The sequence below is a fragment of the Marinimicrobium sp. C6131 genome, assembly GCF_026153455.1.
Classification (GTDB): Bacteria; Pseudomonadota; Gammaproteobacteria; order Pseudomonadales; family Cellvibrionaceae; genus Marinimicrobium.
Genome location: NZ_CP110629.1, coordinates 3,825,544 through 3,852,303, shown reverse-complemented (window position 1 = coordinate 3,852,303; position 26,760 = coordinate 3,825,544). Strand labels below are relative to the sequence as shown.

Below are 26,760 nucleotides of genomic sequence, written 5' to 3'. Positions count from 1 at the left end.
TCAACCTGTTTGGGTAAAACGCTTCCGCCTGGTTGCCCCTCATGACACGATGGGGTTCAGCCAGGCGGCCCCTCTCACACCACTGGAATCCCCGTGCACGGCCTGCACCACCGGCGTGTCGCACTCCCCTCCAAACACATAGCGCGGCAGCAACTCGGGCACCCGCTCGTAAATCACCGACAGGTTGGACACACCTCCGCCGAGCACAATCACGTCCGGGTCCAGCACGTTGATCACCGCCGCCAGCCCGCGCGCCAATCCATCCAGATAGTGATTCACCACCGTCACCGCTGCGCACTCACCCGACCCGGCCCGTTCCGCAATGAGCTGCCCCGTGAGAGACTCTCCGGTCATCCGTTCATAGGACAGACACAGCCCCGTGCCCGAGAGGAAGGTTTCCTGACAGCCAAAGCGGCCACAGTAACAGCGGCGGGACTGCAACTCGGTGTCCGATGTCCAGGGCAGCGGGTTGTGGCCCCACTCCCCGGCAACACCATTGGGGCCTACCACTGCCTGTCCGCGCCAGGCCAGTCCGGCGCCACAGCCAGTGCCCAGAATCGCCGCGAAGGTCCACTCGTATCCGGCGGCGGCACCATCGGTGGCCTCGGACACCGCCAGGCAGTTGGCATCATTGACCACTTTGACATCGCGTTCGAGCCGGCGGGACAGGTCCGTATGCAGCGGTTGCCCATTCAACCAGGTCGAGTTGGCATTTTTCACTTTCCCGGTCTTTCGGGAAACCGACCCGGGAATTCCCACGCCGACCGGCAACCCCTGCAGGTCGACCTTTGCCTCCGCTTGCGCCACCAGATCGGCAATGGCCGACAGCGTCGCCTGATAATCCCCCTTGACCGTGGGAATACGGGTGCGGAACAGCGTGTCACTGTCGCCATTGAGAAGAATCACCTCGGTTTTGGTACCACCGAGATCAATACCGATTCGAAACTGCGTCATAACAGGGGCTCGTCGTTCATTATCGGGGGTCCGATTATAGGTAACCGGTATCATCCAGAGCAAACACCCCTTGTGGCCAATCAAAAAACGACTACACTTAGGAGATAACCCCGTCAGTGAGGCCCGGTATGCCGCAACATCAGGAGCGACGCCCGTTCAGCCGCATTCATTTCAATGCTCCCGCACAACTGACCATTGGCTCCGACACCTTTGAAGCCGAGGTGTTGGACCTGTCGTTGAAAGGCGCCTTGTTTGAGTGGCCCGCCAGCCACTCGGTCAACGTCGACACCCCCATTTCCGTCGATATCCACCTGAGCGACCAGATCGATATCTTCATGCAGGGCCGCGTGGCCCATCAGGAATCGGGCCGATTGGGCCTGGAGTGCCAATCCATTGATCTGGAGAGCATACAGCACTTGCGTCGTCTGATTGAGCTCAACATCGGAAGTTCGGACGCCATGGAACGGGAGTTGTGCGAGCTCATCGCCCCCAGTCAACAACCCTGAACCCGTCGTACTTCGAGGATGCCACCATGCCCGCTATGGCGCCCCCAGAACGTCGCGAGCACGCTCGTCACCCGGTTCGAGCCATAGCCCGGGTGGCACAAGCCAACCGTTGCTGCTCGGTTGAAGTGGTGGATATGTCATTCAACGGGGCACGCCTCTACCTTCAGGAGACCTTACCCCTGGACGACGGGGATGAAATCACACTGACCATCGAGCTGGAAGACTTTGATTCACCCGACGTATCCGACGTACTCGCGTACCAGTCGCGTAAACTCGTCCGCCTGCGCGGAACTCTGGTGCACTGTCAGGAAACCGATAGCGGGCTGGCCGCGGGAGTGGAGTACCGCCCGCTCAGCGAGGTCGACCAGGTGCTTCTGACGCTGTTGCTGGCACGCCCGGATGACTGATGACAGAACCGGTTTTATCACTGACCGGATGATAAAACAGTAACAGTATTCCACAGGCAAAGATCGGCAAGTGTCCGACCAGTTCGATCATCGCCATGCGGTACTCTCCGATCCAGAAAAAGTAACTGTTGGTGGCCACCATAAAGGCGAACAGAACGCCAACCGTCAGCCGGGTCACCCAGCCGCTGAGAAAAACCACCCCAATAAGCAGCTCCACCACGCCGGCCGAGTAGACAAACAACCGGTCACTGTAGGCCAGCCCCAACTCACTCATGAAATTGAGCGAGTAGTGATCCAGAAGCGCGACGGCTCGCGTGGGATCATGCAGTTTTTCGGTAAAGGCCAGACTGATCAGTGAGGCACCGAGCAGACAGCGGACCAGAAAAATGCCCAGCGGCGTGGGCGTTTTATCGGCGAACAATACCACCCACGCCAGACCCAACAGCACCGGGTATTCCATGACAAAAAGCGGATCGTGCAGCCCCGCCAGGACAAACAGCACCACAATCAGCGACGCACACAACGCCCGACCCCGTTCGAGCAACAAGGCGCTATAAATCACCAACTGCGCCGCCACCCCCAAGGTCAACAAGGGTTCGGCAACCTGAAGGTGAGGCACCAGAAACGTTCCGGTCAGGGCCGCGCCGAGAAAATAGCCAGCGATCAGGTAATACACGAGCCGCAGCGGGCCCGTGGAGCGACTGCACAGGCAGCGCGGAGTCAGGGAATAGGCCCGGCTCAGCAGGTCCACCGCTTTTGCCGCTAAGGTACCCACCACAATCAGAGCACAGAGTACTATCAAGGTGGTGCGGTCCGGCAACGCTGGCGCCGGCTCGGCCACGGGTTCCGAAAACCATTTGACATGTGCATGAGAAAACGCTGGAAACACACCCAGACAACCACCGCCGACGGCACTGGCCGCCAGGCGGTACCAGCGGATTATTGTTATTGTCGCCATGAAATCCACCCTGTCGATCACGACCAAAATTGTCGGGCGCATGATAGCGGCTCAACACCGCAGCGCCAGTCAGTCGTGACAATCAATGCCAGGAATTATCGACAATGTGGGGTGGTTAACAGGGAAGGAAAATTTTCACGCCGTCCCGATCCGGAAACGGCGTGAAAATCCTTGGGCTCTTAAAGGCCCGGAGCGAACACTAGCGAACGCTTTGCAGGAAGTGCATGTGCTTTTCGTACTGATCAATCACATCGGCAATGATCTGCTCCGGCGTCCAGCCCATGACATCGTAATCCTGTCCACCTTCGCGCAAATACACCTCCGCCCGATAGTAGCGAAGCTGCTCGCCGCGCTTGGTACGAACATCGCTCATCACAAAGGTCGGCGGTGTATAGGGCCGGGCATGCACCGAATAGAAAAAGTCCATCTCCTCACCGTGGGACACCTCAATCCAACAGCGGTCCTGATCATCCTGCGCCACCCGTGCGGTGAGGGACTGCTTCTCAAATTCCTTGCACACCTGCTCCAGGGCCGGACGAACGGTCTGTTCGATAAACGCCAGCACATCATCGCGCTTGGGATGGCGAATGACCCGCGCCAAACGCCGCTGCCAGGAATCCGCCTGAGAGGACACCCGAGGGGCCAGCATGGCCTCTTTGAGGCTGGTACGCTTGGCGATTTCCAACCGCAGAGCACGCAACAATCCCCAGCACATCAGCAACATGATGATCGTAAATGGCAAGGCACTGGCAATGGTCGCCGTCTGCAGGGCACTCAAACCACCGGCCAACAACAGCGCCGCGGCGATGACACCCTCGGTAACTGACCAGAAAATTCGCTGCCATACCGGCGACTCATCGTCGGTGCCGCCGGAGGTGAGCATATCCACCACCAGGGAACCGGAGTCCGAGGAGGTAACAAAAAACGTGATCACCAGCACCGTGGCAATCAGGGAGGCGATGGTGGTCAGCGGCAGATACTCAAAGAACTGAAACAGCGCCACCGACGAATCCGCCGCAACCGCATCTGACAGCTGGGTAATGCCCTGCTCCAGAATCATGTGGATACCGGTGTTACCGAAAAAGGTCATCCACATAAAGGTGAAACCCACCGGCACCAAAAGCACACCGGTGACGAACTCACGTATGCTGCGCCCACGGGACACCCGCGCGATAAACATGCCCACGAACGGCGACCAGGCAATCCACCAACCCCAGTAGAACAGTGTCCAACCGCCCAGCCAGCCCTTGGGCTCGTAAGCGTTGAGGTTAAAGGTGGTGTCCACCAGGCGCGACAGGTAGTAACCCGTGTTCTGAACGAACGTCTGTAACAGGTACACCGTGGGGCCGACGGCCAACACAAACAGCACCAGAACAACCGCCAGTATCAGGTTCAACTCCGAGATCCGACGAATGCCGCCATCCAAACCGAGCACCACCGAAATGGTAGCCAAACCGGTTACCCCGACAATCAGCAAAATCTGCACGGCGACGTTACTGGGGACATCGAACAGGTAATTGAGCCCGGAGTTGATCTGCATGACCCCGAGACCCAGCGACGTCGCGACCCCGAACAGGGTGCCCAACACCGCAAAAATATCCACCGCGTGACCAATAGGCCCGTAAATTCGTTCGCCAATCAAGGGATACAACGCCGAGCGGATGGTCAGTGGCAGGTTTTGACGGAACGCAAAGTACGCCAACGACAGCGCGACCACGGCGTAAATGGCCCAGGCATGCATCCCCCAATGAAAGAAGGTAATGCGCATGGCCTCGCGTGCCGCTTCCGCCGTCGCCGGATCGGCCCCCGGCGGCGTCATCAGGTGCATCACCGGTTCGGCTACACCGAAGAACATCAGCCCGATCCCCATACCGGCTGAAAACAGCATGGCAAACCAGGACATGTACGTGTAATCCGGTTCACTGTGATCCGGTCCAAGCTTAATCTTTCCGTAGCTGGACATAGCCAGCACTACAACAAAAATCAGAAACAGGGCAACGGCGAGAATGTAGAACCAGCCGGCCGTGTTAACCACCCAGTCCTGCACACTGGTGAACAGTTCACCGGCCCGCTCAGGGGCGATGATGGTTCCCAGTACAAACAGCAGACATAAAATGGCCGAACCGTAAAAGACCGGCGGATTGATCTTGATCCAGCTCGGTAACGCGTTTTGAGCCTCCTCCGGAGTCGCGGAGGCACGCTCAGGTTTGGTGTTATCGTCAGCCATAGTAACCCCTAGCTAGAGAATGTGAATTTACAAATGGACGAACTTACAGATAGAAGTCCAACGAGACATACAGCGCATCGAAGTCGCCCTCGCCGACCTGGCCATTGCGGTCAACGAAACCGTCTTGCGTCAGGTATTCGACATACACCCAACCGGGGCCGTAGTCATAGCGTAATCCGGGCGCAATGGCATTGACCCGGCCGGCGGAGCTGCCCGCGGTGTCTGGGTTGGCATTGCTCAGGTCGATGTAATAGGACCAGGGGCCGACATCGTAGCCAAGCTCCACCGCCACGCGCTGGTTTTCAATGGTGCCCGGCAGGCCGGCATCGTCCCGATAGAGCGACGGTAAATCCCGGGACATGGTGATGTAGGAGGCCTTGGCGTAGAAGGCGTCGAAACGCCCCTGATAATGCAACACCGCGGCGTCATGGCTACCATCCACACCGTTGTTGCCAAGCCCGGTCAGATCCTGCAGCTTGCCGCTCTGCAGTGAAAGACCAACGGAGTGGTTTTCCACCCACTCGTACTCAACATTGCCGACCCAGGTCTGCACCTTACGGAAAGTCGTTGAGCTACCCCAGTGGCCGTTGTCATCCACGGTATCGGTGCTGGTGCCGCCCCAGTCATCAGCCAGGTACAGCGCCGCATCGTAGTGCCAGGCATCGCGCTCGCCGGAGAGTTTGACCCCGACGTCCATCTGATCGCCAAACCCGGCCAGCAGCACGTCGCCGGGCCAGAAGTTGACGGTCTTCCAACCGAAGGGCACCTGACTCTTACCAACCTTGACCACATGGTCATCATCCAACTGCCAGCCCACCCAGGCCTTGTGCAGTGTGAATTGATCGCCGGTGGAGTTGTTGGCCGGATCGGTGAAGCTGCCCGGGCCCAGGCGCATTTCCGCCGAATAGAGCCAGCGCCCTTCATTTGGCTCGGCATTACCGTCAGCGTACAGGATCAGGGCTTCACCTTCGAAGGCGCCCCAAGTGTCTTGGCTGGTATCGTCGTCCGGCAAGTAGGCGTAGGTGCCCCAGACGCCGGCTGAGAAGGTGTTTTCCGCCAGGGCGGTCGCGGGCAGAATCAGACTGGCCGCGGTGAGCGCCGTGGCCCCCAAGAAGTGCGATGATCGCTTTGCCACGCGTCCTCCTTATGCAAGTGAAAATCGACACCGGGTGTCGATGCGCGGGAGAACCGGTATGCCTTTGAATCTTAGGTGTTCGGTGTCAGGTCACACCGGCTTTAGAAACTATAGTGTATAAATCGGCACCGCGTGGTTCGGTGCCGCGCAATTGTAGGGCGGCATAAGGCCGCAGGCCGTCATCCCGCGCCCAGGCACTATTCAATCGCATCCAGTGCTTCGGCCAAAGAGCGCACAGCGATCACTTCCAGGCCTTCTTTTTTTTCGCGGGGCGCATTCCCCTTGGGCACGATCGCCTTTCTGAAGCCATGCTTGGCGGCCTCGCGCAGCCGCTCCTGGCCGCTGGGCACCGGGCGGATCTCCCCGGACAAGCCCACTTCACCGAAAACCATCAGGTCCTCCGGCAGGGCGCGATCGCGGAAACTGGACACAATCGCCAGCAACAGTGCCAGGTCCGCGCTGGTTTCCATTACCCGCACACCGCCGACCACGTTCACAAACACATCCTGATCCGCCATCATGATGCCGCCGTGACGGTGCAATACCGCCAGCAGCATGGCCAGGCGGTTCTGATCCAGCCCCACCGCGACCCGGCGAGGGTTGCCGGTATGGCTGTCGTCGACCAGCGCCTGAATTTCCACCAGCAGCGGACGGGTGCCCTCCCACATCACCATCACCACCGAGCCGGAGGCGATCTCATCGGCGCGCTGGAGAAAGATGGCCGAGGGGTTGTTCACCGCTTTCATGCCCTGTTCGGTCATGGCGAACACCCCCAGCTCGTTCACCGCCCCAAAGCGGTTTTTATTGCCCCGCAGGGTGCGAAAGCGCGAGTCATTGTCGCCCTCCAGCAGAATGGAGCAGTCAATCATATGCTCCAGCACCTTGGGCCCGGCCAGGGAGCCGTCCTTGGTCACGTGCCCGACCAGAATCACCACGGTACCGGTCTGCTTGGCAAACCGGGTCAGGTAAGCCGCACTTTCCCGCACCTGGGAGACGGACCCGGGCGCGGACTGGATATCGCTCATGTGCACCACCTGGATGGAGTCCACCACCATCACCTTGGGCGCAATCTTCTGGGCCGTGGCGCAAATGCTCTCGACGTTGGTCTCGCTCAGCATCTGCAGCTTGTCCGTGGGCACCCCCAGGCGCTGGGCGCGCATGGCCACCTGCTGCAGGGACTCCTCGCCAGTGACATACAGCGCCGGCATCTGCCCGGCCAGATGGCACAGGGTCTGTAGCAGCAGGGTACTCTTGCCGGCGCCCGGATGGCCACCGATCAGCACCACTGAGCCGGCCACAAAACCACCGCCCAGCACCCGATCGAACTCCCCGGCCCCGGAACTCAGGCGCGGCAGATCCTCCAGGCTGATCTCCGCCAGCGTCTGCACCTCGCTGGCCGGCGCCCCCGCATAGCCCTCAAAGCGGGCACTGCGATTGCTCGGGGTGGGCCCGAGGCGCACTTCCGACAGACTGTTCCAGGTGCCGCATTCGCTGCACTGGCCCTGCCATTTGGTGAAGTCGGCGCCGCACTCGTTGCACACGTAGGCGGTTTTGGTTTTGGATTTGCTGGCCAAGATTGAGCTCCGGGTTGATAGGTTATCGCGGTTTGGGGAACGGCGGATGCGCGCCTATCGGCGCTTATCCGCCCTACGGATAGCACGGCGGGTTGCGTAGGGCGATGAGATGGTCTCCTCCCCTCCTAATCGGCGTCGCGATGCGCCAAGATAGGGGAGGAATAAGTTCCTATCTGAGATGAGTGGGAGGAGACCATGGCAAAGCTTACAACGATTGGCATTGACCTCGCAAAGAATGAGTTTGCAGTGTACGGACTGGGCCCGAATGGCCAGTGCGGGTGGAGGCGCAAATTGCGCCGCAAGCAACTGCTTAATCAGATGGCAAAGCTGGCCCCTTGCAAGGTAGCCATGGAAGCCTGCGCCAGCGCCCATTACTGGGGGCGCAAGCTACAGGCACTGGGGCACGAAGTGAAGCTGCTGCCGGCCCAGCATGTGAAGGCGTATCTGCGGGGCCAGAAGAACGACTACAACGATGCCCAGGCGATCGCCGAGGCCTGTGAGCACGGACGAATCCGCCCGGTGGCGATCAAGAGTATCGAGCAGCAGGATGAGCAGATGCTGCACAAGCTGCGCCGCAGCGTGATCGCTGAGCGCACCCGGATGGGCAACCGGCTGCGAGGCTTGCTCGCCGAGTACGGTGTCATCATCCCTGAGGGGATAGCGGCCCTGCGCCGGGAACTGCCCCTGGCGCTGGAGGATGCCGAGAACGAGTTGAGCCCACGGGCTCGGCAGTTGCTGCACCGTCAGTATCAGCGCTTCCTGGAGGTAGAAGAGGAGTTGGCCTGGTATGACCAGGAGGTGAAGCGACAGGCCAAAGCCGATGAGGTCTGCCAACGCCTGGATGCGCTGCCGGGTGTTGGCCCGGTGGTAGCCAGCCAGCTCAAAGGCTGGATGGGCGATGGCCAGCAGTTCGGCCGGGGGCGGGATGCCTCGGCGGCACTGGGGGTAATACCGAGACAGAACAGCACCGGTGGCAAGGAGGTCCTTCTGGGGATCAGCAAACGGGGTGATCCCTATGTGCGGGCGCAGGTGATCCACGGAGCTCGGGCGGTGGTGTCACGAGCGGACCAGAAAAGCGACCCGCTCAGCCGCTGGATCCAGCGCATCAAGGCCGAGCGGGGGTTCAACAAAGCCACCGTAGCGCTGGCCAACAAGTTAGTCCGCATGGCCTGGGTGATCATCGCCCGAGGCGAGCGGTACCGGCCGATCGAGGAGCGAATGGCCGGATAAGTTAATCAGGGAGCGAGTGGAATAGACAAACGAGGCGACGTAGATAGTTACGGAGGTAAACCTTCCCTCAGGTTGCGAGGGTCACAGCGATCGATGGCATAACAGGTCAGACCGGCCTGCCGAAAACCTGACTTATCCGAGGGCCCCAAAGGCCGTTAGGGCGATGAGGACGGCAGGCGCGCATCTTCCATCAAGGCCAGAGGCGACAAAGCCGCCTCGTTCAACAGGCCGGATATACGGGAGCCAACCTGTCCCTGACATCGAGCACTGAGACCTTGCAAACGGGGAGGAGACCATATACGGATAAGGGCAAAGCCCGCATCCGCCGCAGCCAGAACCAAACATGCAGGAGCACCCTTCTAATGCCGAACCGGCCGCCGAATGCCGGCCTATTGTGGCGCTTGCCCATCCAAGGTCAAGGGCTTTTGCCAAACCGGTGCGCAACTCGGGTATAGTGATGCGTCCGTTGTTCTGAACCAGGAATGCTGTCCCGATGGACGAAAACCACCAGCCACTCCCTACACGTCCCAGTGGTGGCCGCGTCGCCCAGATACTGACCGAGTGGAAAACCCTGGCGCTGCTCGGCGGCCCGATTCTGGTTGCCCAACTCGCGCAAATGGCCAATGGTGTGATCGATACCATCATGGCGGGCCACTACAGCGCCGAGGATCTCGCCGCGGTCGGCATCGGCAGCAGCCTCTGGATGCCCCTGCTACTGTTCTTTTACGGCGTGCTGAGCGCCCAACAGCCCACCATCTCCGGGCACCGGGGCGCGGGCCAGCAGGAGCAGATCATGCCGGTCACCTGGCAGGGACTGTACATTGCTCTGGTGTCCATGGTGCTGATGGCCGGGCTGCTCCTCAGCGCCGGCCCCCTGATGCCGCTACTGGGGCTCGACGAGGTCACCTCAGCCGTCACGCGAGGCTACCTGCAGGCCTTTGTCTGGGGGATACCCGGGCTCCTGCTGATTACCTCACTGCGCGGCCTGACCGATGGTCTGGGCCACACCCGCGTGATCATGGTGATCTCGCTGATATCGACCCTGATCAACCTGCCGCTCAATTACATTCTGATTTACGGCAAGTTGGGCGCCCCGGAGCTGGGTGGCGTGGGATGTGGCTGGGCGACGGCCATTTCCAACACGGCGGCTGCCCTGGTCATGCTCGGCTACCTGAATTTCAGCCGCTATTACCGTGCCTATCATCTGCTGGCCGACTGGGTGGCCCCCAGTTGGCACCGCATCCGCTCCCTGCTCAAACTGGGGCTGCCCATCGGCGCCAGCATGTTTGTCGAAGTGAGCATGTTCGGTGTCATCGCCCTGTTCCTGGCACCGTTGGGCGCCATTGTGGTGGCGGGGCACCAGATCGTGCTCAACATCACCTCCGTGCTCTTTATGGTGCCCCTCAGCCTGGGGATGGCCCTTACCCTGCGCGTGAGCTTTCTGGTTGGTGCCGGCACTCCGGACACCGCCCGTCTGCTGGCGCGCAGCACGCTGCTGTTGGGGCTGACCATCGCCCTGATTCATATGCCCATCCTGCTGCTGGGCCGGCACCTGCTGGTGTCTCTTTACACCAGTGATTCAGCGGTAATTACGGTGGCCGCACAATTACTGGTATTTGCCGCCATTTTCCAGCTCGCGGATATTCTGCAGGTGACCGCAATCAGTGCGCTGCGCGGCTACAAGGACACCCGTCTGCCCCTGCTGATCATGCTGCTGTCGTTCTGGGGCATCTGTCTGCCGCTGGGTTATGTGCTGACGTTCACCGACTGGCTGGTGCCCGCCCAGGGGGCGGATGGCTTCTGGCTGGCCCTGATTGTCGGACTGTCCTGCGCCGCGGCGCTGCTGATCACCCGTCTTTGGCGTTTTTGACAAAACTTAACCCCTCCATAGCGGGCCCAATCAGTCAACAGCCCCGGTCAAAAGTGCTAATATTCCCTCTCCCGGAGGAAGTGAGAGCCTCCGGGCTCGCCCGCACCGGGCGTGCGCTATGCCAATAACCAAAAACAACCAACAACAGTGTTGTTTAACCGGGAGTAACCTATGCATTTATCAACACCTGAACATCGGCGAGGGTCCCTGGGGAGACTGCGAGCCTGGCTGGTCGCCGGCGTACTCGCTGCCACCAGCCTGCCTCTGGCAGCCCAGATGGGACCGGTCCCGCAGGAGATCGCCCCCCTGAGCCCGCCCTTTGAAATGCCCCAGCTCAAGCGCCCGACCTTCCCCGACCGGACTTTCAATATTCGTGATTTCGGCGCGAGCGAAATGACGGGTGATCGCCGCAACCAGATTACCGATGCCGTGCATCAGGCCATTGATGCGGCCCACAGCGCCGGCGGCGGCCGGGTGGTTATCCCCAAGGGCAAATGGCTCAGCGGCTCACTGCACCTCAAATCCAATATCAACCTGCACCTGGAAGAAGGCGCCGAGGTGCTGTTCAGCACCGATAAAGACGACTATCTGCCGGTGGTGCACCAACGCCACGAGGGCGTCGAAGCCTACAACTATGCACCGATGATTTATGCGGCCAATGTCAAAAATGTGGCCATCACCGGTAAAGGCCTGCTGAACGCCCAGGGCGATCACTGGTGGGAGTGGTTCGAAGAGTACGGCCCACCGCCTCGCGGTATCGCCACCCAGGTGCCCCTGTCCCGCCGTGACTGGGGCAAGGGCGCCGAGAAAGAAGGCATGCGCCCGAGTTTTATGGTGTTCTGGGAGTCCGAGGACATTCTGGTCGAGGGCGTGAAGCTGCTCGATTCGCCGATGTGGAACGTGCACCTGATTTACAGCGAGAACATCATTGTTCGCGATGTACGCATTGACAGTCTGCGCGCGCCCAATGGTGACGGAGTGGTCGTGGACTCCTCGAAGAATGTCCTGATCGAGTACAACCACTTCCAGACCGGTGATGACGCGGTGGTGCTGAAATCCGGCTTCAATGAAGAGGCGCTGGAGATCAACATCCCCACCGAAAACGTCGTCGTTCGTCATTTCGAAGCGAAAAATGTGCGTACCGGCAGTGGCGGCGTGGTATTCGGTAGCGAGACGTCCGGCGGCATTCGCAATGTCTACGTCCACGACGCCTACTTCGATGGCGCGGATCGCGGCATTCGCTTCAAGACTGAGCGCGGCCGGGGCAATGTGATCGAGAATATTTTTGTGCGCGATGTGGTGATGAAGAACATCACTTATGAGGCGATCAATTTCAACAGCTTCTACACCGGACCGGAGGCCATGGGCGTGGCACCGACCGCCCGTAACATCCATATCAGCGACGTATCGATTGATGGCGTGCCCACGGCCATTTCCCTGATCGGCCTGCCCGAGAAATGGGTGGAAGATGTGACCCTGACCAATGTCACGGTGAAAAATGCCGAGATGGGCGCGCGTATCGTGCGCATGAAAAACCTGACGTTGGAAAACGTCTCCATTGAGTCCGACTCATTGGCCATGACTATTGATGATGCCTACGAGGTGCACCTCAATAACGTCAGCCTGACCGACAATGTCAGCGGCGGGCCGCTGCGGGTTGAGGGCCGGTACTCCGGTGCCATTTTTATTGACGGCGGCAACATCGAGGAAGATGAGGTCCAACTCGGCAGCGGTGTTTCCGAAGAAGTGATCAATCCGGATACGCCGCCTCAGGTCTGGTAGTGCGTCGTTAAACCGCACCGCTGGGTGCCGTAGGTGAGCTTTTTGTTACGGCGGGTGCGGCCTTTGGCCTTACCCGCCCTACGCAACCTCTCGGCCCCGGGACAATTGGAAAAATCGTTCGGCGTTGTGAGCCGTTGCTTCGGCCACCATCGCAAAGGGTTCGTCGCGGCACTCCGCAATTTTACTGATTACATAAGTCAAAAACGCCGGCTCGTTGCGATTGCCTTTGGGTTTTTTGGGCAGATTGTGAGGCGTCAGGTAGGGAGCATCGGTTTCCACCAACAGGCGATCGGCCGGAATCCGGCTCACCAGCTCACGCAACTCGCCACCGCGCTTTTCATCGCACACCCAACCGGTCACGCCGACATGGCAATCCAGTGACAGGTAATCCTCCAGCTCTTCCCCCGTACCGGTAAAGCAGTGCACCACGGCACCCGGCAGCTGATCCCGATAGCGACGGAGAATGGGCATAAACGCCGCGTGAGCATCCCGCTGATGCAGAAATACGGGTTTGCCGACGTCCGCCGCCAATGCCAGTTGCGCCTCAAAGCAGGCCAACTGATCGGGGCGAGGGGAGAAATCGCGGTTGAAATCCAACCCACACTCCCCTATCGCCACCACCTGGGGCTGCTGTACCAGAGTCCGGAGCTGCTGCGCGGCCGCCTCATCCCAGGTTTTCGCCTCATGTGGGTGCACCCCGGCGGTCGCGAACAATCGCCGGCTATCCGACGCCGCCAGCGCCGCCGCGTCCCGACTGCCCTCCACCGAGGTGCCGGTAATGATCAGCGCATTGATGCCCTGCGCCCAGGCGCTTTCCAGCACCTGCTCGCGGTCCTTGTTGAAACGGCCCGAGGTCAGATTCACTCCAATATCGATCATGATGACGCTCCCACTTGCAGAATCGGCGGCCATCATAACAAAGCGTCGCTCAGCCTCTCGACTCGAATACTTGGCCAAACCGGCGCCGTTGCCGCTATACTCGCCAGTATGACCGACGCATCCCCCACCAGGGTTACCCACGGCTACCCATGAATTTTCGCTCCCTTGAACAGCGCCACCCCAAAACCCTCAGTTGGATTGTGGCACTCGTGACCCTGATTGCCAGCGGCGCGCTGACCATCGCCTGGATGAGCAAGGAGCGCGACTCCCTGATTCGCGAGCAGCGACTGCTCGCCAGCACCCTTGCGGCCAACCACGCCCGAATCATTGAAGCCAACCTGCGCCACTCGCTCTCGGCGGCCTACACCCTGGCCACCTACGTGCGCAACGTCGAGAATGTCGGTGAGCGGTTTCAGGCCGTGACCGACGATATGCTGCGCTATTTCCCGGACGTGCAAAGCCTGTCCTTGTCACCGGGAGGCATTATTCGCTATGCCAGCCCACTGGACCAAAACCGTGCGGCGATCGGATTCAACCAACTTGCCGACCCGATACAGGGACGGGAAAGCCGATTGACCTTGGAGGACAACGAGCTGCGAGTCGCCGGCCCTTTGCGGCTGGTACAAGGTATGGACGGCATCGTGGGGCGCTACCCCGTTGAGGTAAAAGGTGCCTTCTGGGGGTTCGCCAACGTCACTATGCGACTGGACCGCCTGTTGGAGGTCGCCCGGCTCGACGAGCTGGAGCGCCAAGGGTACCACTATGAGCTGAAACGGCTGGAGCAAGCCCCCGGCGAACCTGCCATCATCTCGGGCAATGCACCTCAGCCTCTGAATCAGCCGGTGGAGCAGCGCATTGACGTGCCCAACAACCCCTGGATACTCTCCATTGCCCCCGCCGGCGGTTGGCTTCAGGGTTCCTGGTACTACATGGCCTGGGGAATTGCTCTGCTACTTCCCATGCTATTGGGTTATCTCGCCAAGGTACTGTTCGAGCTGCGCTGGCACAAGCGCCATCTGGAGCGCGAGGTAGCCAGCCGAACCGACGAGCTGTTGACCAGTCTGGACCGCTACCGCTCGTTGATCGCCGCGTCCAATACCGGCGCCTGGGAATACTTCCACGCCGATGACTACCTGGAGTGCAGTCCGGAGTACTTTTCCATGCTGGGCCGCTACCTGAGCGACTACCCCATGGACGGCCGCCCCAACCTGACCCAGGTCTGGGCCGAGCTGATCCACCCCGAGGACCGCGCCAACGCCGTCGCGGTGTTCAAGGACTACATCGATCAGGGCGCCGAAGGCACCTACGAAAACCGCTTCCGGATGACCCACGCCGATGGCCGCTGGGTGTGGGTGCTGTCCCGGGGGCAGTCCCTGCGTAACGAGGAAGGAGAGTTGCGGGGAATTACCGTGGGTACCCATATTGATATCAGCCAGCAAGTACAAAGCGAGGCGCAGTTGGAGCTGGCAGCCAAGGTCTTCGAGCGCGGCAGTGAAGGGGTACTGATCACAGATGCCGAGCAGAAAATCGTCATGGTCAATAACGCCTTCACCCGGATCACCGGCTACACCGAGGAGGAAGCCTTGGGTCAGACTCCCAAAATGCTCGCCTCCGGGCGTCACGACCAGGCGTTCTATCAAGAGATGTGGCATGATATCACCCGCCGCGGATTCTGGCAGGGCGAGGTGTGGAACCGGCGCAAGAACGGCGAAATCTACCCGGAGTGGTTGAGCATCAGCCAGATCACCACCGACGATGGTGTGCCCACCTATTACATCGGTATTGTCAGCGACATCAGTCGGCTGAAAGAGGACCAGGAAGAAATTCACCGCCTGGCCTATTACGACCCGTTGACCAGCCTGCCCAACCGCTCCTTACTGGAAGAGCGCGCCGCTTTTGCCCTGAGAATCGCACAGCGCAACAACGATACCCTGGCGCTGCTGTTTCTGGACCTGGACAACTTCAAGAACATCAACGACTCTCTGGGGCACAAAGCCGGCGATCGCCTGCTCCAGGCCTTCGCCGATCGTCTGCAGGGAATGGTGCGCGAGGAAGACACCTTCGCCCGCCCCGGCGGCGACGAGTTCATTCTGCTGCTGCCCGCCACCGATGCCAGCGGCGCCGCTCATGCGGCGCAGAAACTGTTATCGCTACTGAACCGCCCCTTCCGTATTGACGGCTACGATCTTTCGGTTACCAGCTCCGTGGGCATCGCCCTTTACCCCGAAGACGGCACCCATCTGAGTGAGCTGTACACCAATGCCGACATCGCCATGTACCGGGCCAAACAGAAAGGCCGCAACACCTACAGCTTTTTCACGCCCGAACTGCAGACCCATTACGTCCGGCTGATGCGAGTGGAGAATGCCTTGCGCCAGGCCTTGGAGCACAACCAGTTCGAGCTGCACTACCAACCGCAACAGGAATTGCACACCGGCACCGTCATCGGTTTTGAGGCGCTGCTGCGCTGGAACCACCCCGACCTGGGACGGGTATCCCCGGCGGAATTCATTCCCATTGCCGAGAGCAGTGGGTTGATCGTGCCCATTGGTGAGTGGGTGCTACGCGAGGCCACCCAGCAGTTGAGACGCTGGATCGATGCCGGCATCGCGCCGCCGAAAATTGCCATCAATCTTTCGGCAGCCCAGTTCCACCAGCCCAACCTGCCGGATATGGTCTTGAGCATTCTGGACGATGCGGCCCTGCCACCGGAATACCTGGAGCTGGAATTGACCGAGAGCATCACCATGGATGATCCCGAGCGGGCGATCACCATGATCAACCGTCTCCATGGGGCCGGTATCAGCCTGTCCATTGATGACTTCGGTACCGGCTACTCATCGCTGAGCTATCTGAAGCGGTTCAAGATCAGCAAGCTGAAAATCGATCAGTCGTTTGTCCGCGACATTACCAATGACAACGACGATCGGGTGATCATCAGTACCATCATCACTCTGTCCCAGAGCCTGGGCTTGCGCGTCATCGCCGAAGGGGTGGAAACCCAGGCACAGCGGGAATTTCTGCGTCGTCTCGGCTGCCACGACATTCAGGGCTACCTGTTCAGCCGCCCGATCAACGCCGCCGATGCGGAGGCGTTTTTGCGCGAGACGGTGGCGTCCCTGCGCTAGCGCCCCATGCGGGCAATTCTAGCGTTCGAATTTGTAGATCATATCCACGCTCTGGGTGACCCCGGACTCAGCTTCCAGCCGTAACTCTTCGGTAATCTCATAGCGCAGTCCCAGACTGTTGGTCTGATCGAACAGCCCCACGACGTAGCGGACAAACAGTCGCGGCGTCAGGTATTTGCCAATGTGCAAGGAGCTCTCTGTCACGTCATCCTCGGGCTGAATCCGAAACTCGTCGAGGCCAAAGGTTTCGGCGATTTCGGCGGTGATGAAGCCGCTGCGTTCAAGCCCCAGTCCGCCGATGGCGTTAACCAGCATGGAGGCATCCGCCGAGGAGGAGTTGTTGAGGGACTTGCCGGTCAGCAGTATCGCCATGGCTTCGCTGTCCGGCAGTGATGGCGTGGAAAATACCCGGCTACGGGGCCGCTGCAAGGTGCCACCAATTTCCAGCCCCGCGGTCACGTCATCCGTTTCGCGGGTCGCGCGAATGTCCAGCCCCGGATTGTCGTAAGGCCCCTGGAAGATCAGGCGGCCCCTTTCGATGTCCAGGTCCTGACCGTAGGCTTTATAGCGCCCCTCGGCCACCCCGACCTCGCCCACCGTGAGCAGCCCCCGCTCAGGGCTTTGCAGTACCTGCAGCTCACCGGACAGGCGGGCGGTCAGGCCGAACCCCTCAAAGCGCACGTCATCGCCCAGGGCCAGATTCAGATCCACAAACAACTGGGGCCCACTGGACTCCTCGCCATTGCCGTTCGGATCCTTCAGGACCACATCGTCAGACACCCGGGTCGCCGACTCCGGCAGGGATTTGAGTTGCACCAATGCCTTGGGGATCACCGCATTGCCGCTCAGATTGATGCGCTCGCCAGTCATGGTCAGTTGCAAGTCCGGGCTCAGCAGGACCATCAGCTCCCGGGTGTTCAGCGCCTGAAAGCGCTCGCCGGTCAGTTGGCCGGTCACCCGCCGATCCGCACTCCAGGGATTCTCGACCCGGCCCTCGAGCTGCAACTGTCCGTCGCCCGAGGTCACCTGCCCCTGCAGCGCCAACTGCTGCTCCATGGCGCGCGCCGAGAGCTGCAACCCCTGCAGGCTCAGACCCACCGCCGGCACCTTGGCGGCGCCCTCGCGCAAAGTGATCTCACCGGTCAACAGCGGCTGACTGACACGCCCGCCCAGCGTCATATCCGCCGACAGACGGCCTGCGACATCCTGCAACTGTGGCACCAGAGCCTCAAGCGGAGTCAGGGAGTCGATACCCGCCTGCAGGGTTCCCTCGAGAGCGCCACTATCCGTGGCCCAGTCGGCCTTCGCCTGAATGCGCCCAATCTCGCCCCAGTCGCTCTCCAGCAATGCCTCGACTTTCTGATTCTGCCAGTCAGCCTCCAGACGGGTGGTCTGCCAGGGGTAGACCTCCTCATCATCTTCGCCGAACTGATAGCGCAAGGCCCCCTCTCGGGTTTCCAGTCTCAGCCGGGCATTGGCAGCCCCCGAGGCCGGCATCAGCAACTCCAGCCGACCCTCCAGGGTGCCTTCAAGCGATACTTCGGGCTCCAGCCAACGCTGCGCCAGTCGAAGCGGCAATCCCTCAACCAGCGCCAGGGCACTGGCGCCGCCATCCGGTTGCCACTGTCCATCCAGGCAGATCCGTCCTTCCGGCGCCTCGGTGGCGGCAACCCCTTCCCGACGCTGCCAACGCGGTACCGGGCTCAGACAGAGCGACTGAATGACCACCTCGCGGGCCGACAGCACCAGAGGGGCCGGGCGATCGAGCTCCCACAGTAGGGGGTCGGGGGGTTCCAGGTCCATGCGGGTCAAAGCCCCTTCCCAGCGCTCCTCACTGTAACCGCCGGACAGGGATGCGGCGGCGCTGCCCCAGTTCTCGGAAACCAGCGCCAGATCCAGTTGGTGCTCCTGCACCCGTCCCCGGCCCTCCAGCGATATCGTTTCAAGCGACTGCCCCGCCAGCGTCAAGTGCGAGGCGCTCAACTGAGCGTTGAAGTCACCACCGGTGCGCGCCAGGCTCAGGTCCAACTGGCCCACCTGATAGTCCGTCCAGGCCAGGGACTGACCGCTCAAGGTCACCTCGCCTCGGGGATCTTTCATTGGCCCACTCAATGTCAGGTCCGCATTCAGGCTTCCCTGAAGGGCGGGATCCAGTTGCGAGAGAATGGGCGCCTGCAATTGCGCCTGAAGGTCGAGCTGCTCCCCCAGGGCCCCGTTCAGGACCATCTGATTGGCTCCGAGTGCCAGCCTGAGCTCCCGGGTCAGCAGTCGCCCCTGTTCCACATCGATATCGCCACGCAACAGCAACGCCATGGCGCGCAACTGGCCGGCGACATTGAGGTCGGTTACGGAGGCGTGCAGGTCGCCATCCACCTGCTGCCCCTCGCTATTGAACTGCCCCTCTATCTCTCCGGGCCAACCGGCGAGGGCTGGCACCGGCAGTTCGGCGGGATTGATTTTCTGGAACTCAACGCCCACATCCCATTCCAGTTGCGGCGCCCAGCGCAGTGTGCCGCTGGCATTCAGCCCTCCGTCGGGCAGGTCAATGGCCAGCGTTTCCAGTGCTACATGCTCGAGACTGCCGAGCCCTTTGGCACGCGCGCTCACCGACGGAAGGCCCGGCCCCTGGCCAGAGAAGGCGACCTCCAGATGGTAATCGTTGAGCCAGCCGGACAGCTGCAGCCGTCCGCCGGTTTCCAGCGCCGGCCAGTCGGCGGGGAACAATGCCGGCGGCAACAGCTGCTCCGGCCAGAGCGTATCCAGCACCAACTGTGGCTGGGTTTGTTCGTCATCCAGATTGGGCCAGAAGCGAAGATCACTGGTCATGGTGGCCGGTGCGGTAAGACGGTGCTCGGCGGTGACGCTGGTCAGATCACCCTCGATATCCGCCTCCCCCCGGAAGGTCATGGGCTGTCCTCCCAACTCCGGCAGGGTGTAGCGCCAGGCCAACGCCAGATTCGAGTCGTAGGGGTAGCGCAGTGCGGTGCGACCGTTAAGTCTCACCTCGAACTCCGGCCCCACGGCGGCAAGATCCCACACCCGCAGGTTGAAGGTTCCCAGACTGAGCGTGCCGCTGATGCCGTAGAGCTCGGTTACCTGTTCCTGCTGGCGGATGCGGATGTTGCGCAAGTCGACTCCACCCAATTCAATCCGCACCGGCAGCGCCAGGGTGGGCCACTCCCGAGGTCCGTCGGGTTCCGGGGCGGCCTCCTCCGCAGGGGGTGGCAGGTGTAATTCCACCGCACTGGCCCGCAGGGACTGCACCGACACGGCGCTGTACAGCAATGCCAGGGGCTGCCAGCGGAACGAGAGGTCTTCCACCCGGTAGTGCTGGTCCTCCATGCGGTATTCCACCCAACCGAGGTCCAGCCCGGTAATCAGGTTGCCGCTCATACGCTCAAAGGTCAGGGGCAGCCGCTGGGCCACCTGGTTCAGCGCCCAGCGGCTGCCGGGCTCGGTCGCCACGATCGCGCTGACCAGCGCCAACAGCAGAATCAATACCGTCAGGACGCTATAGAGCGTCCAGCGCAGGTACTTGAACGCCTTCCAGAACCAGGGCTTCATAGATCCGGCCCCATACTCAAATGCAGGCGCCAACCTTCGTGGTCATCCAGCGCCCGGGCGAAATCCACCCGCACCGGGCCAATGGGGGAAATCCAGCGAACGCCCAACCCGACGCTGCGTTTGAAATCGAAATCCGAATTGTTGAACGCATTGCCCTGATCCACAAAGGCGGCGATCGCCCAGTTATTCATGATGCGGTAGTCGTATTCCACACTGGTGGTCAACAGGTGATTGCCCCCGACCACGACCGGCTCGTTGTCTTCTTCGCTCAACTCCACGGGCCCGATGGACTTGTAGTCGTAACCCCGCACGCTGGCATCACCACCGGCAAAGAAACGTTGTGATACGGGCAGGTCGTTGAACTCGGCCACTTCGGTGATGCCCCCTTCGGCGCGCAATAGCAACCGCCCGGGGCCAATGCCGTAAACCCCTTTGACCCGAGCGTAGAGCTGCACAAAACTCGTGTCGGAACCCAGACTGGACGGTGAACCGGATATCCGCCCCAGAAAGCTCCAGCCCGAGAGCGGGTAGTTGTTGCCGTCACTGCGGGTGCGGGACAGGCTGAACGCCGGGATCAACAGGTCCGAGCGTCGTTCCGGCTGCCCGCCGACCTCGTAGTATTCCCGTTCATAATTGAGCGAGTAGGTCTGCAGCCAGTCGCTGTCCTCTTCGGAGCGGGTATAGCTGGCACCCACAGTGTTGATGGCGCTGAGGGTGTCGTCGGTTTTCTCGTTCTGGTAACCGGTATACAGGCGCACCAGCTCATTGGCGGGCCGACTCATCGGAATGCTGTAGGCCGCTTCCACATTAGTGCCCACTTCCGACACTTTGATATCGGCGTTGAACGCGTGGCCCCGGTTGTTCACATAGCGGTTTTCGTACCCCAGCAGCAGGCGCGGTCCGGTGTCGGTGGCATAACCGGCCCCGATCGAATAGCCGTGACGCTTGCGCCCTTCCAGTTCGATCGACACCGGCACCGTCTGACCGTCGAGTTCCTGAAGGAGAGGGTTGACCCGAACCGAGCGAAAGTAATCACTGGCATTGAGCCGGCTTTTCAGCTCAAGCATGGGCTCAGTGTCATAGGGGGCGCCCGACTGGAAGGTGTAATAACGCTGGATGAAGGAGGTATCGAGAATGTCGTGTTCAAGGCGAAGCTCGCCAAACTGATACCGGGGGCCGGTGTGGTAGACCAGCTCCAGATCCGCCGTATTCGCGTCTTTATCGACAACGACCCGAGAGCGCTCAAAGCGTCCCTCGAAATAACCCCGCGCCGAGGCGATCACGCCGAAGCGGCTTTTGAGCGATTCGTACCGGCCGTGGTCCAGAATATCCCCCACCCGCAGCCCCGGCTGATTGCGAATGGACTGAAACGCCCCGTCGTTTTCGCCCTCGCCCTTGATGACCACCTTCACCTGCGCCAGCCGGACCGGCTCACCGGGCTCCAGGGTCAGGGTCAGTGCCCAGCAGTCCTCGCTCCGACTGAGTTCATGGTCGCTGCTCAGGTGATAGTAACCCAGAGCCTGGGCTGCCGACTGTACCTGACGGTTCAACTCCCGCAGCCGGGCGCGCATACGCCACAGGGGTGTGTCGCATGGCTCATCGGCAATGGTAATGAAACTGCGCACATTGTCGCGCAGGCGATCGCTGCCGCCTTCTATTCGGATGTCGGGCGATGCGGCCCAGAGCAGGGGGGCAAAGCAAATCAGCAAGGCGCCCACAGTGGCACTGGCCAGAGTGGACATCGGGCGGGAGCAGAAAGTCAGCAAAACGTCAGTCCGGGCACAGGTCATCCATCGAAGGGGTACTTTAACGGTTTGACTGCAGGACTCAAAGCGGGTTGCGGAAAATCCGCGTTATTTTTTGTTAGTCCGGTGCGGAGCTACTTTTCCCGCTCCAGAAAAAACGGCGCCATACCGGCGCCGCTTTCGATGCGTGGCTGATGCGTCAATCAGGGTTGAGCAAACATCGAGCGCACCGCGTTGGACAGAAACAGATAGCTGCCGCCCACGGTAATCACGTACTCATTCTGACCCCAGAAGAACGGCCAGTTGTTTTTGTTTTCCGGGAAGTCCGGTGGCAGCACCAGAATGCCCGGGATGATACCGCCCGGGATGAAGGAGAAATCCGCCCGGTTGTTGCCGTACGCGACAGTGGCCGAGTCCGGCCCCAGGCCCGACACAAACGAGTAATTGGAGGCCGGGTGCTGACCGAACACGAAGTTCAGGCTGCGGTGCACCAGGTCCGCCTCAACGATCTCCGGGAAGGCCTGATTCAACCAGTAGTTGGCAATACCGAAGCTGATCACGGTACCGGCACCGGCCCAGCCGCCGCGAGTGATGGGCACGCCGAAGGGGTTCTCGGCTTCGAACTCGCCGATGCTGTCCCGATAGGCCTGGGTCAGTTCGCGCAGGTCGCGCTCGTAGGCCTCATCCATCAGCGGCAGGGCCGCCGCCAGCATGAAGGCGTTCTGGGCAAAGCGCTCGGAGACCTGCGGCAACAGCGCGCGCACCGCGTCCGCGTATTTTTCCTCCTGAGTGCTGAGCAACAATTCCACGGCCGCTTTCAGTTGCTCTTCCTCAATCCGTCCGCCGGTGGTGTTGGCGTTGCGGAAGGTGTTGGGCTCGCGCCCCTGCTCGTACTCCCAGACGTTCCGGGCGGTCTGCAGGCTCTCTTCAGCCAGCTCGTCGTTGTAGCCGCTCAGGGCCCGACTGGCGGCGGCCAATGCGGCGGCGGAGCCGTAGTTGAGCGCGGTGGTGTTGGTGGTGAAAGCCCAACGGTCGTCAAATCGACCACTGCGCATAGTGTCCGAGGGCATCACGTCTTCGGTGGGCGTCGGATCAATGGTGGATGGCTCGTACATCTCGCCCACACCGCGTTCGTCAGCGTGAGGATCCAGCGCCGGGTCGTAGACCTTGTTGTCGGTTTTGGTGGAACCGTCACCCAGGTGCGGGTACTGGTACAGGTGCGAGGCGACAATGCCCGGAATGGCGTGCCCGATGGCCCGGTGCTGGGCGATCAGCGCCAGGGTACCGTGTTCGATTTGTTGGAGAATGTCGGACTTGCCGTCGGGGCGATGGATTTCCGCGTAGCGCTTATCCTGCAACACGGTGGTGTTATCCCGATCGATACCGAACTGCTCCCAGGTGTGCACCAGATGCTGCACGGTGAAGTACTGGGACTGGGTGCGGATATCGTAGTCACCGGCGTCGTACCAACCGCCGTAGTTCAGGCCCGGAATATGCTCGAAGGGCTCGAAGTCGGTATCGGTATTTTCATCGTGGGCAAAGAGGTCAAAGTGCTCGTAGTTGGGTGGTGCCTGCAGGGCATCGTCCAGATGCGAAGCACCGTGCCAGACCCGATAGGCTTCACGCACTTTCATATGGTCCATCTGCACCGGGAAGAACACATCCAGGGTCAGCTGCCAGGTGTTCTCATGCACCTTATCGTCAATCGGAAAGGGCAGCGTGGTCTGGTCGCCATAGGCCAACTGGTAAAGGCCGGGCTCGGTGACATCGGAGAAATCGAAGGTCAGATACTGGTAGCGCAGGTAGTCGCCCCAGGTCTCCGGGGTACCCTGCTTGACCACCTCAGTGGCGCCGCTGTCCTTGACCCGCAGCAGACGCGCCGCCCCCTCGGGCTGGGCATTGGCGTCCAGCTCAATGATGGCACGCTTGTTCTGCGCCGGATGATAGCCCAGTTGGGAATAACTGATGACCGGATCCCGGGTCCAGCCGGGGATGCCGTTGATATCCAGTTCCCACTCGGCCACCACCCCGGACTCCCCGGCGGGCAGCAGGCTGCGCACCACGTACCAGCCGTTCTGGGCCTTGTTGCGACCGTCGTAGAGCATCAGTTCGCGCTCATCGCGCAGGTTGCGGATGCTCACGGTGCGTTTGGGGTCTTCCGGCGCCAGTACCAGGTGCTGGCCCTGGGCAAAGGGGGTGGACTCGGTGAGGCCATCTTTGACGATCATCGGGCCGGCGGGGTGGCGCGGGAAAGTGCCGGCCACGCCATCGGCCAGGTAACCCTTGCCGAAATAGGCCGCCGGGACAAATTCCATGTTCAGGCCAGCCTTGCCTTCCAGGGACGCGGGCAGCGGCTCATCAAGCACCACGCGCATCCGCACCTTGTCGCCGTGGGCCTCGGTCACTACGGTGTATTCAAAGTCGTGTTCCGGATAGGCCAACTGGGTTTCCACCCGCTGGCCGTCCCGAATGACCCGGCGCTCGACCAATTGGCCCATACCGTCCCACTGTTCGGGGGTGGGCAGCAGGCGCACATCGCCGTTGGTGGCGGTGCGTTCACCGTGGTGGATGATTTCCACACCACTGGTTTTGGCGTCGAAGAACAGGCCGCCGGGCGGGTTGGCGAACGCCAACACGTTGACGCCGGGGCGCTCGAAGTAGTCACGCTCGTTGAGCGTCAGGGTGTCGCTGCCGGGCTGGGTCGCGCAGGCCGTGACCAGCGCGGCGGCGCATAGCCCGACCGCCACGGGTCTGAATAAGGACTTCACTCTCTTTATCATGGTTACCCCTCGTTATCGTGGAATCGCAGAAGGCCCTTATATTCAATATGACCATCTACTTGAGGGTAACCATACCCCAACCGGCACCTTTTTTCGAATGTTAAGTGGTCTACGACATCTAAAAACTATACTGGAGATCGAAGTAGGCCCGGACGTCGTCCTCAATATCGCTATCATCCTCCAGCGCCGTATTGCGGGCCGCGAGGGACTTAGCCAGGGTGAGCGAGCCACGCACCCCGGCCACACTGACCCGAAAACCCAGACCAATATTGCTGAACTCCCCCTCGGTGTCCTCATCCCCTTCCAGGATCGCGTAACGCTGCCCGTAGCCATAGTCAGCAAACAGCATGGGCTGCAACGCGTCTTTCAGTGGCCCGAAACCGGGGAAAATCCAGTCGACACCGGTGTGTACACCGTCGTCCGCAAAATAGGCATTGAGGGCATAAGCGCGCGCCTTGCGCGGACCGGACAGAGAGAACTGATTCACCGACGAAAGCGCTTCGCCCGAGTACTGCAGTGAGGTGCGACTGATCACCCGGGTCCCCAACTCGGTGAAGGGTAACCGCCAGAAGCCGAGCAGGGTATAGTCCATATTCACCAGGGTCGGCGTCTGAGGTAACTGCTCATCCATCGGGTCCACCTTGCTGAACTCGCTTCGGGTAACGCTCAGCCCCCCTTGGTGCAGCAAGCGTCGCGCTTCATCCAGGCGATCGAAGCGGTACTCCAGCGTCAGATTGCGAACAACGCTGTGCCGCACCAACGCCGAGTTGACAAAGTCCATTTCCGAGCCGATTTCCGCCCAGCGCAGGTGTACCGACCGGTTCTTAAGACGGGTGCGACGCAGTTGATAGTCCAGCGCCGCGTCGAGCACCTCTGAACGACCTTCAATATTCAATGCATCAATATCATCGGAACTCGACTGCCCGACCACGAAGTCATTGCTGGAGGCGCCCACCGAAAACTTCAGGCGCGGAAAGTAGACGGGCACCCGGTAGCGGAACATGCCATACAGGGAGTTGTCCGGCTCGTAGGAGTTGAGCACCCCGACCTGCAGTTGATCGCCAATACCCAGTGGGTTGTGCCAATAGACATCGCCGTACAGTCGATACTCGCCGGAGGATTCCGAGCCGTGGTTATCGATGCGCAGGTTGGCATCGAGCCGACGCTCGTCGGTGACATTCAGGACCATGCGCGAATCGCCCACCTGTTGACCGGGCTCAAAGAAACCGCGCGCCCGCACACCGGGCAAATCGTTGACAAAAAACAGGCGCTCTTCAATGACGCCCGCTTTTACCGGTTTATCCAGCACGCCATCGAACACCCGAGCCAGGGTACGGTCCCGATAGTGGTCATTGTTCTCCACCCGCACCTCGCCAAGGTTGCCCATCAGCACGGTGAGGTTGACCACGCCGTCGCGCACACGCTGTTCGGGAATATAGGCTTTGGCGAGAATGAAGCCCCGCTCGCGATAATACCGGGTGATGGTATCGGCAACGGTTTCAATCATGCCCAGAGTAATGCCCCGTTGCCGCCGCTGCTCACGCACATGAAACACCACGCGCTGCACTTCCAGCGGACCGACGTGGCGATCTTTGGTGTCCTCTTCGATTTCCGCAATCAGATCCGATAGCGATGCCAGCTCATCGAGCGTATAGCCCGATTCCAGCATGGCATCCTCATCCATCATATCGAAGCGCAACGCTTCGACTTTCTCCATCACTTCGGCCCGGGTAATGCCCAGTTCCGGGTATTCCACCAGACCCTGCACGCGAAATTCGCGCACGTTCAGCCGGGGGCCTGCCTGGGGGTCGGGGCTGCGGTCACGCACGGGGGGCACATCCAGATCCAGACGCAGACTCTGCTCTTCCAGATCCGGCACCTCGGTGGTATCCGGCATTTCCAGAAAACTGCCCGCCAGGCATGGCGTGGTGGCGAAGCCCAGGCAGGCCAGACCCACCACTTTCAGAGCTGTTGATACGGCACTCATGAAACGTCCTTTAATCCCTGTTTTTTGATCGTTA

The 26,760-nt window shown here is 60.8% G+C and carries 16 protein-coding genes; 6 read left to right on the top strand and 10 right to left on the bottom strand.

Translation table 11 applies throughout. The annotated features are described in order from the left end of the window. Positions 1 to 39: 39 nt before the first annotated feature. The gene (locus tag OOT55_RS16295; RefSeq protein ID WP_265366896.1) at positions 40 to 954 is read right to left on the bottom strand and encodes an ROK family protein; all 915 of its coding nucleotides are present in this window, start codon (positions 952 to 954) and stop codon (positions 40 to 42) included. 128 nt (positions 955 to 1,082) lie between these two features. On the opposite strand from OOT55_RS16295, the gene OOT55_RS16290 reads away from it, so the two are divergent. Both OOT55_RS16290 and OOT55_RS16285 read left to right on the top strand, forming a co-directional pair. Further along, complete coding sequence (locus tag OOT55_RS16290) at positions 1,083 to 1,460, top strand: PilZ domain-containing protein (RefSeq protein ID WP_024462171.1); 378 nt, start codon at positions 1,083 to 1,085, stop codon at positions 1,458 to 1,460. 26 nt (positions 1,461 to 1,486) lie between these two features. Then, positions 1,487 to 1,867: a PilZ domain-containing protein gene (locus OOT55_RS16285; protein WP_265366895.1), complete on the top strand. Its 381-nt coding sequence runs from the start codon at positions 1,487 to 1,489 to the stop codon at positions 1,865 to 1,867. Here the strand turns inward: OOT55_RS16285 and OOT55_RS16280 are convergent. From OOT55_RS16280 to radA, 4 genes are all read right to left on the bottom strand, one after another. Further along, positions 1,812 to 2,867, bottom strand: coding sequence for a DoxX family membrane protein (locus OOT55_RS16280; RefSeq protein WP_265366894.1), 1,056 nt, complete (start codon positions 2,865 to 2,867; stop codon positions 1,812 to 1,814). The two genes, OOT55_RS16285 and OOT55_RS16280, sit on opposite strands and share 56 nt — an antisense overlap. A gap of 157 nt (positions 2,868 to 3,024) precedes the next feature. After that, on the bottom strand, positions 3,025 to 5,052 hold the full coding sequence (locus OOT55_RS16275) for a BCCT family transporter (protein WP_265366893.1): 2,028 nt from the start codon (positions 5,050 to 5,052) through the stop codon (positions 3,025 to 3,027). A 43-nt stretch (positions 5,053 to 5,095) separates the two neighbouring features. Further along, positions 5,096 to 6,187, bottom strand: coding sequence for a porin (locus tag OOT55_RS16270; protein WP_265366892.1), 1,092 nt, complete (start codon positions 6,185 to 6,187; stop codon positions 5,096 to 5,098). Positions 6,188 to 6,384: 197 nt separating this feature from the next. Beyond that, positions 6,385 to 7,761: a DNA repair protein RadA gene (gene radA / locus OOT55_RS16265; RefSeq protein WP_265366891.1), complete on the bottom strand. Its 1,377-nt coding sequence runs from the start codon at positions 7,759 to 7,761 to the stop codon at positions 6,385 to 6,387. A 195-nt stretch (positions 7,762 to 7,956) separates the two neighbouring features. Between radA and OOT55_RS16260 the strand changes: the two genes are divergently transcribed. From OOT55_RS16260 to OOT55_RS16250, 3 genes are all read left to right on the top strand, one after another. Next, on the top strand, positions 7,957 to 8,991 hold the full coding sequence (locus tag OOT55_RS16260) for an IS110 family transposase (RefSeq protein WP_265365857.1): 1,035 nt from the start codon (positions 7,957 to 7,959) through the stop codon (positions 8,989 to 8,991). 493 nt (positions 8,992 to 9,484) lie between these two features. Further along, entirely contained in the window at positions 9,485 to 10,861 is a 1,377-nt protein-coding gene (locus tag OOT55_RS16255) for an MATE family efflux transporter (protein ID WP_265366890.1), read from the top strand. 171 nt (positions 10,862 to 11,032) lie between these two features. Beyond that, the gene (locus OOT55_RS16250) at positions 11,033 to 12,643 is read left to right on the top strand and encodes a glycoside hydrolase family 28 protein (RefSeq protein WP_265366889.1); all 1,611 of its coding nucleotides are present in this window, start codon (positions 11,033 to 11,035) and stop codon (positions 12,641 to 12,643) included. A gap of 78 nt (positions 12,644 to 12,721) precedes the next feature. On the opposite strand, the gene OOT55_RS16245 is transcribed toward OOT55_RS16250, so the two are convergent. Further along, positions 12,722 to 13,522, bottom strand: coding sequence for a TatD family hydrolase (locus OOT55_RS16245; protein WP_265366888.1), 801 nt, complete (start codon positions 13,520 to 13,522; stop codon positions 12,722 to 12,724). A gap of 149 nt (positions 13,523 to 13,671) precedes the next feature. Here OOT55_RS16245 and OOT55_RS16240 point away from each other — a divergent pair, with 149 nt between their 5' ends. Next, positions 13,672 to 16,650 (top strand): EAL domain-containing protein, encoded by a 2,979-nt coding sequence (locus tag OOT55_RS16240; RefSeq protein ID WP_265366887.1) that lies wholly within the window; start codon positions 13,672 to 13,674, stop codon positions 16,648 to 16,650. Between the two features lie 18 nt (positions 16,651 to 16,668). On the opposite strand, the gene OOT55_RS16235 is transcribed toward OOT55_RS16240, so the two are convergent. The 4 genes from OOT55_RS16235 to OOT55_RS16220 all read right to left on the bottom strand — a co-directional run bounded on the left by OOT55_RS16235 (position 16,669) and on the right by OOT55_RS16220 (position 26,726). Then, positions 16,669 to 20,214: a translocation/assembly module TamB domain-containing protein gene (locus OOT55_RS16235; protein WP_265366886.1), complete on the bottom strand. Its 3,546-nt coding sequence runs from the start codon at positions 20,212 to 20,214 to the stop codon at positions 16,669 to 16,671. Beyond that, positions 20,211 to 21,980: an autotransporter assembly complex protein TamA gene (locus OOT55_RS16230; protein ID WP_265366885.1), complete on the bottom strand. Its 1,770-nt coding sequence runs from the start codon at positions 21,978 to 21,980 to the stop codon at positions 20,211 to 20,213. The genes OOT55_RS16235 and OOT55_RS16230 overlap by 4 nt, the downstream gene beginning before the upstream one ends. A 182-nt stretch (positions 21,981 to 22,162) precedes the next feature. Next, positions 22,163 to 24,727 (bottom strand): glycoside hydrolase family 9 protein, encoded by a 2,565-nt coding sequence (locus tag OOT55_RS16225; protein WP_265366884.1) that lies wholly within the window; start codon positions 24,725 to 24,727, stop codon positions 22,163 to 22,165. Between the two features lie 130 nt (positions 24,728 to 24,857). Then, positions 24,858 to 26,726: a ShlB/FhaC/HecB family hemolysin secretion/activation protein gene (locus OOT55_RS16220; RefSeq protein WP_265366883.1), complete on the bottom strand. Its 1,869-nt coding sequence runs from the start codon at positions 26,724 to 26,726 to the stop codon at positions 24,858 to 24,860. Positions 26,727 to 26,760: the final 34 nt, after the last annotated feature.

Coding starts and splice junctions, on each gene's coding strand:
- OOT55_RS16295 (WP_265366896.1), bottom strand. CDS start 954: ATGACGCAGTTTCGAATCGGTATTGATCTCGGTGGTACCAAAACCGAG.
- OOT55_RS16290 (WP_024462171.1), top strand. CDS start 1,083: ATGCCGCAACATCAGGAGCGACGCCCGTTCAGCCGCATTCATTTCAAT.
- OOT55_RS16285 (WP_265366895.1), top strand. CDS start 1,487: ATGCCCGCTATGGCGCCCCCAGAACGTCGCGAGCACGCTCGTCACCCG.
- OOT55_RS16280 (WP_265366894.1), bottom strand. CDS start 2,867: ATGCGCCCGACAATTTTGGTCGTGATCGACAGGGTGGATTTCATGGCG.
- OOT55_RS16275 (WP_265366893.1), bottom strand. CDS start 5,052: ATGGCTGACGATAACACCAAACCTGAGCGTGCCTCCGCGACTCCGGAG.
- OOT55_RS16260 (WP_265365857.1), top strand. CDS start 7,957: ATGGCAAAGCTTACAACGATTGGCATTGACCTCGCAAAGAATGAGTTT.
- OOT55_RS16255 (WP_265366890.1), top strand. CDS start 9,485: ATGGACGAAAACCACCAGCCACTCCCTACACGTCCCAGTGGTGGCCGC.
- OOT55_RS16250 (WP_265366889.1), top strand. CDS start 11,033: ATGCATTTATCAACACCTGAACATCGGCGAGGGTCCCTGGGGAGACTG.
- OOT55_RS16245 (WP_265366888.1), bottom strand. CDS start 13,522: ATGATCGATATTGGAGTGAATCTGACCTCGGGCCGTTTCAACAAGGAC.
- OOT55_RS16240 (WP_265366887.1), top strand. CDS start 13,672: ATGAATTTTCGCTCCCTTGAACAGCGCCACCCCAAAACCCTCAGTTGG.
- OOT55_RS16235 (WP_265366886.1), bottom strand. CDS start 20,214: ATGAAGCCCTGGTTCTGGAAGGCGTTCAAGTACCTGCGCTGGACGCTC.
- OOT55_RS16220 (WP_265366883.1), bottom strand. CDS start 26,726: ATGAGTGCCGTATCAACAGCTCTGAAAGTGGTGGGTCTGGCCTGCCTG.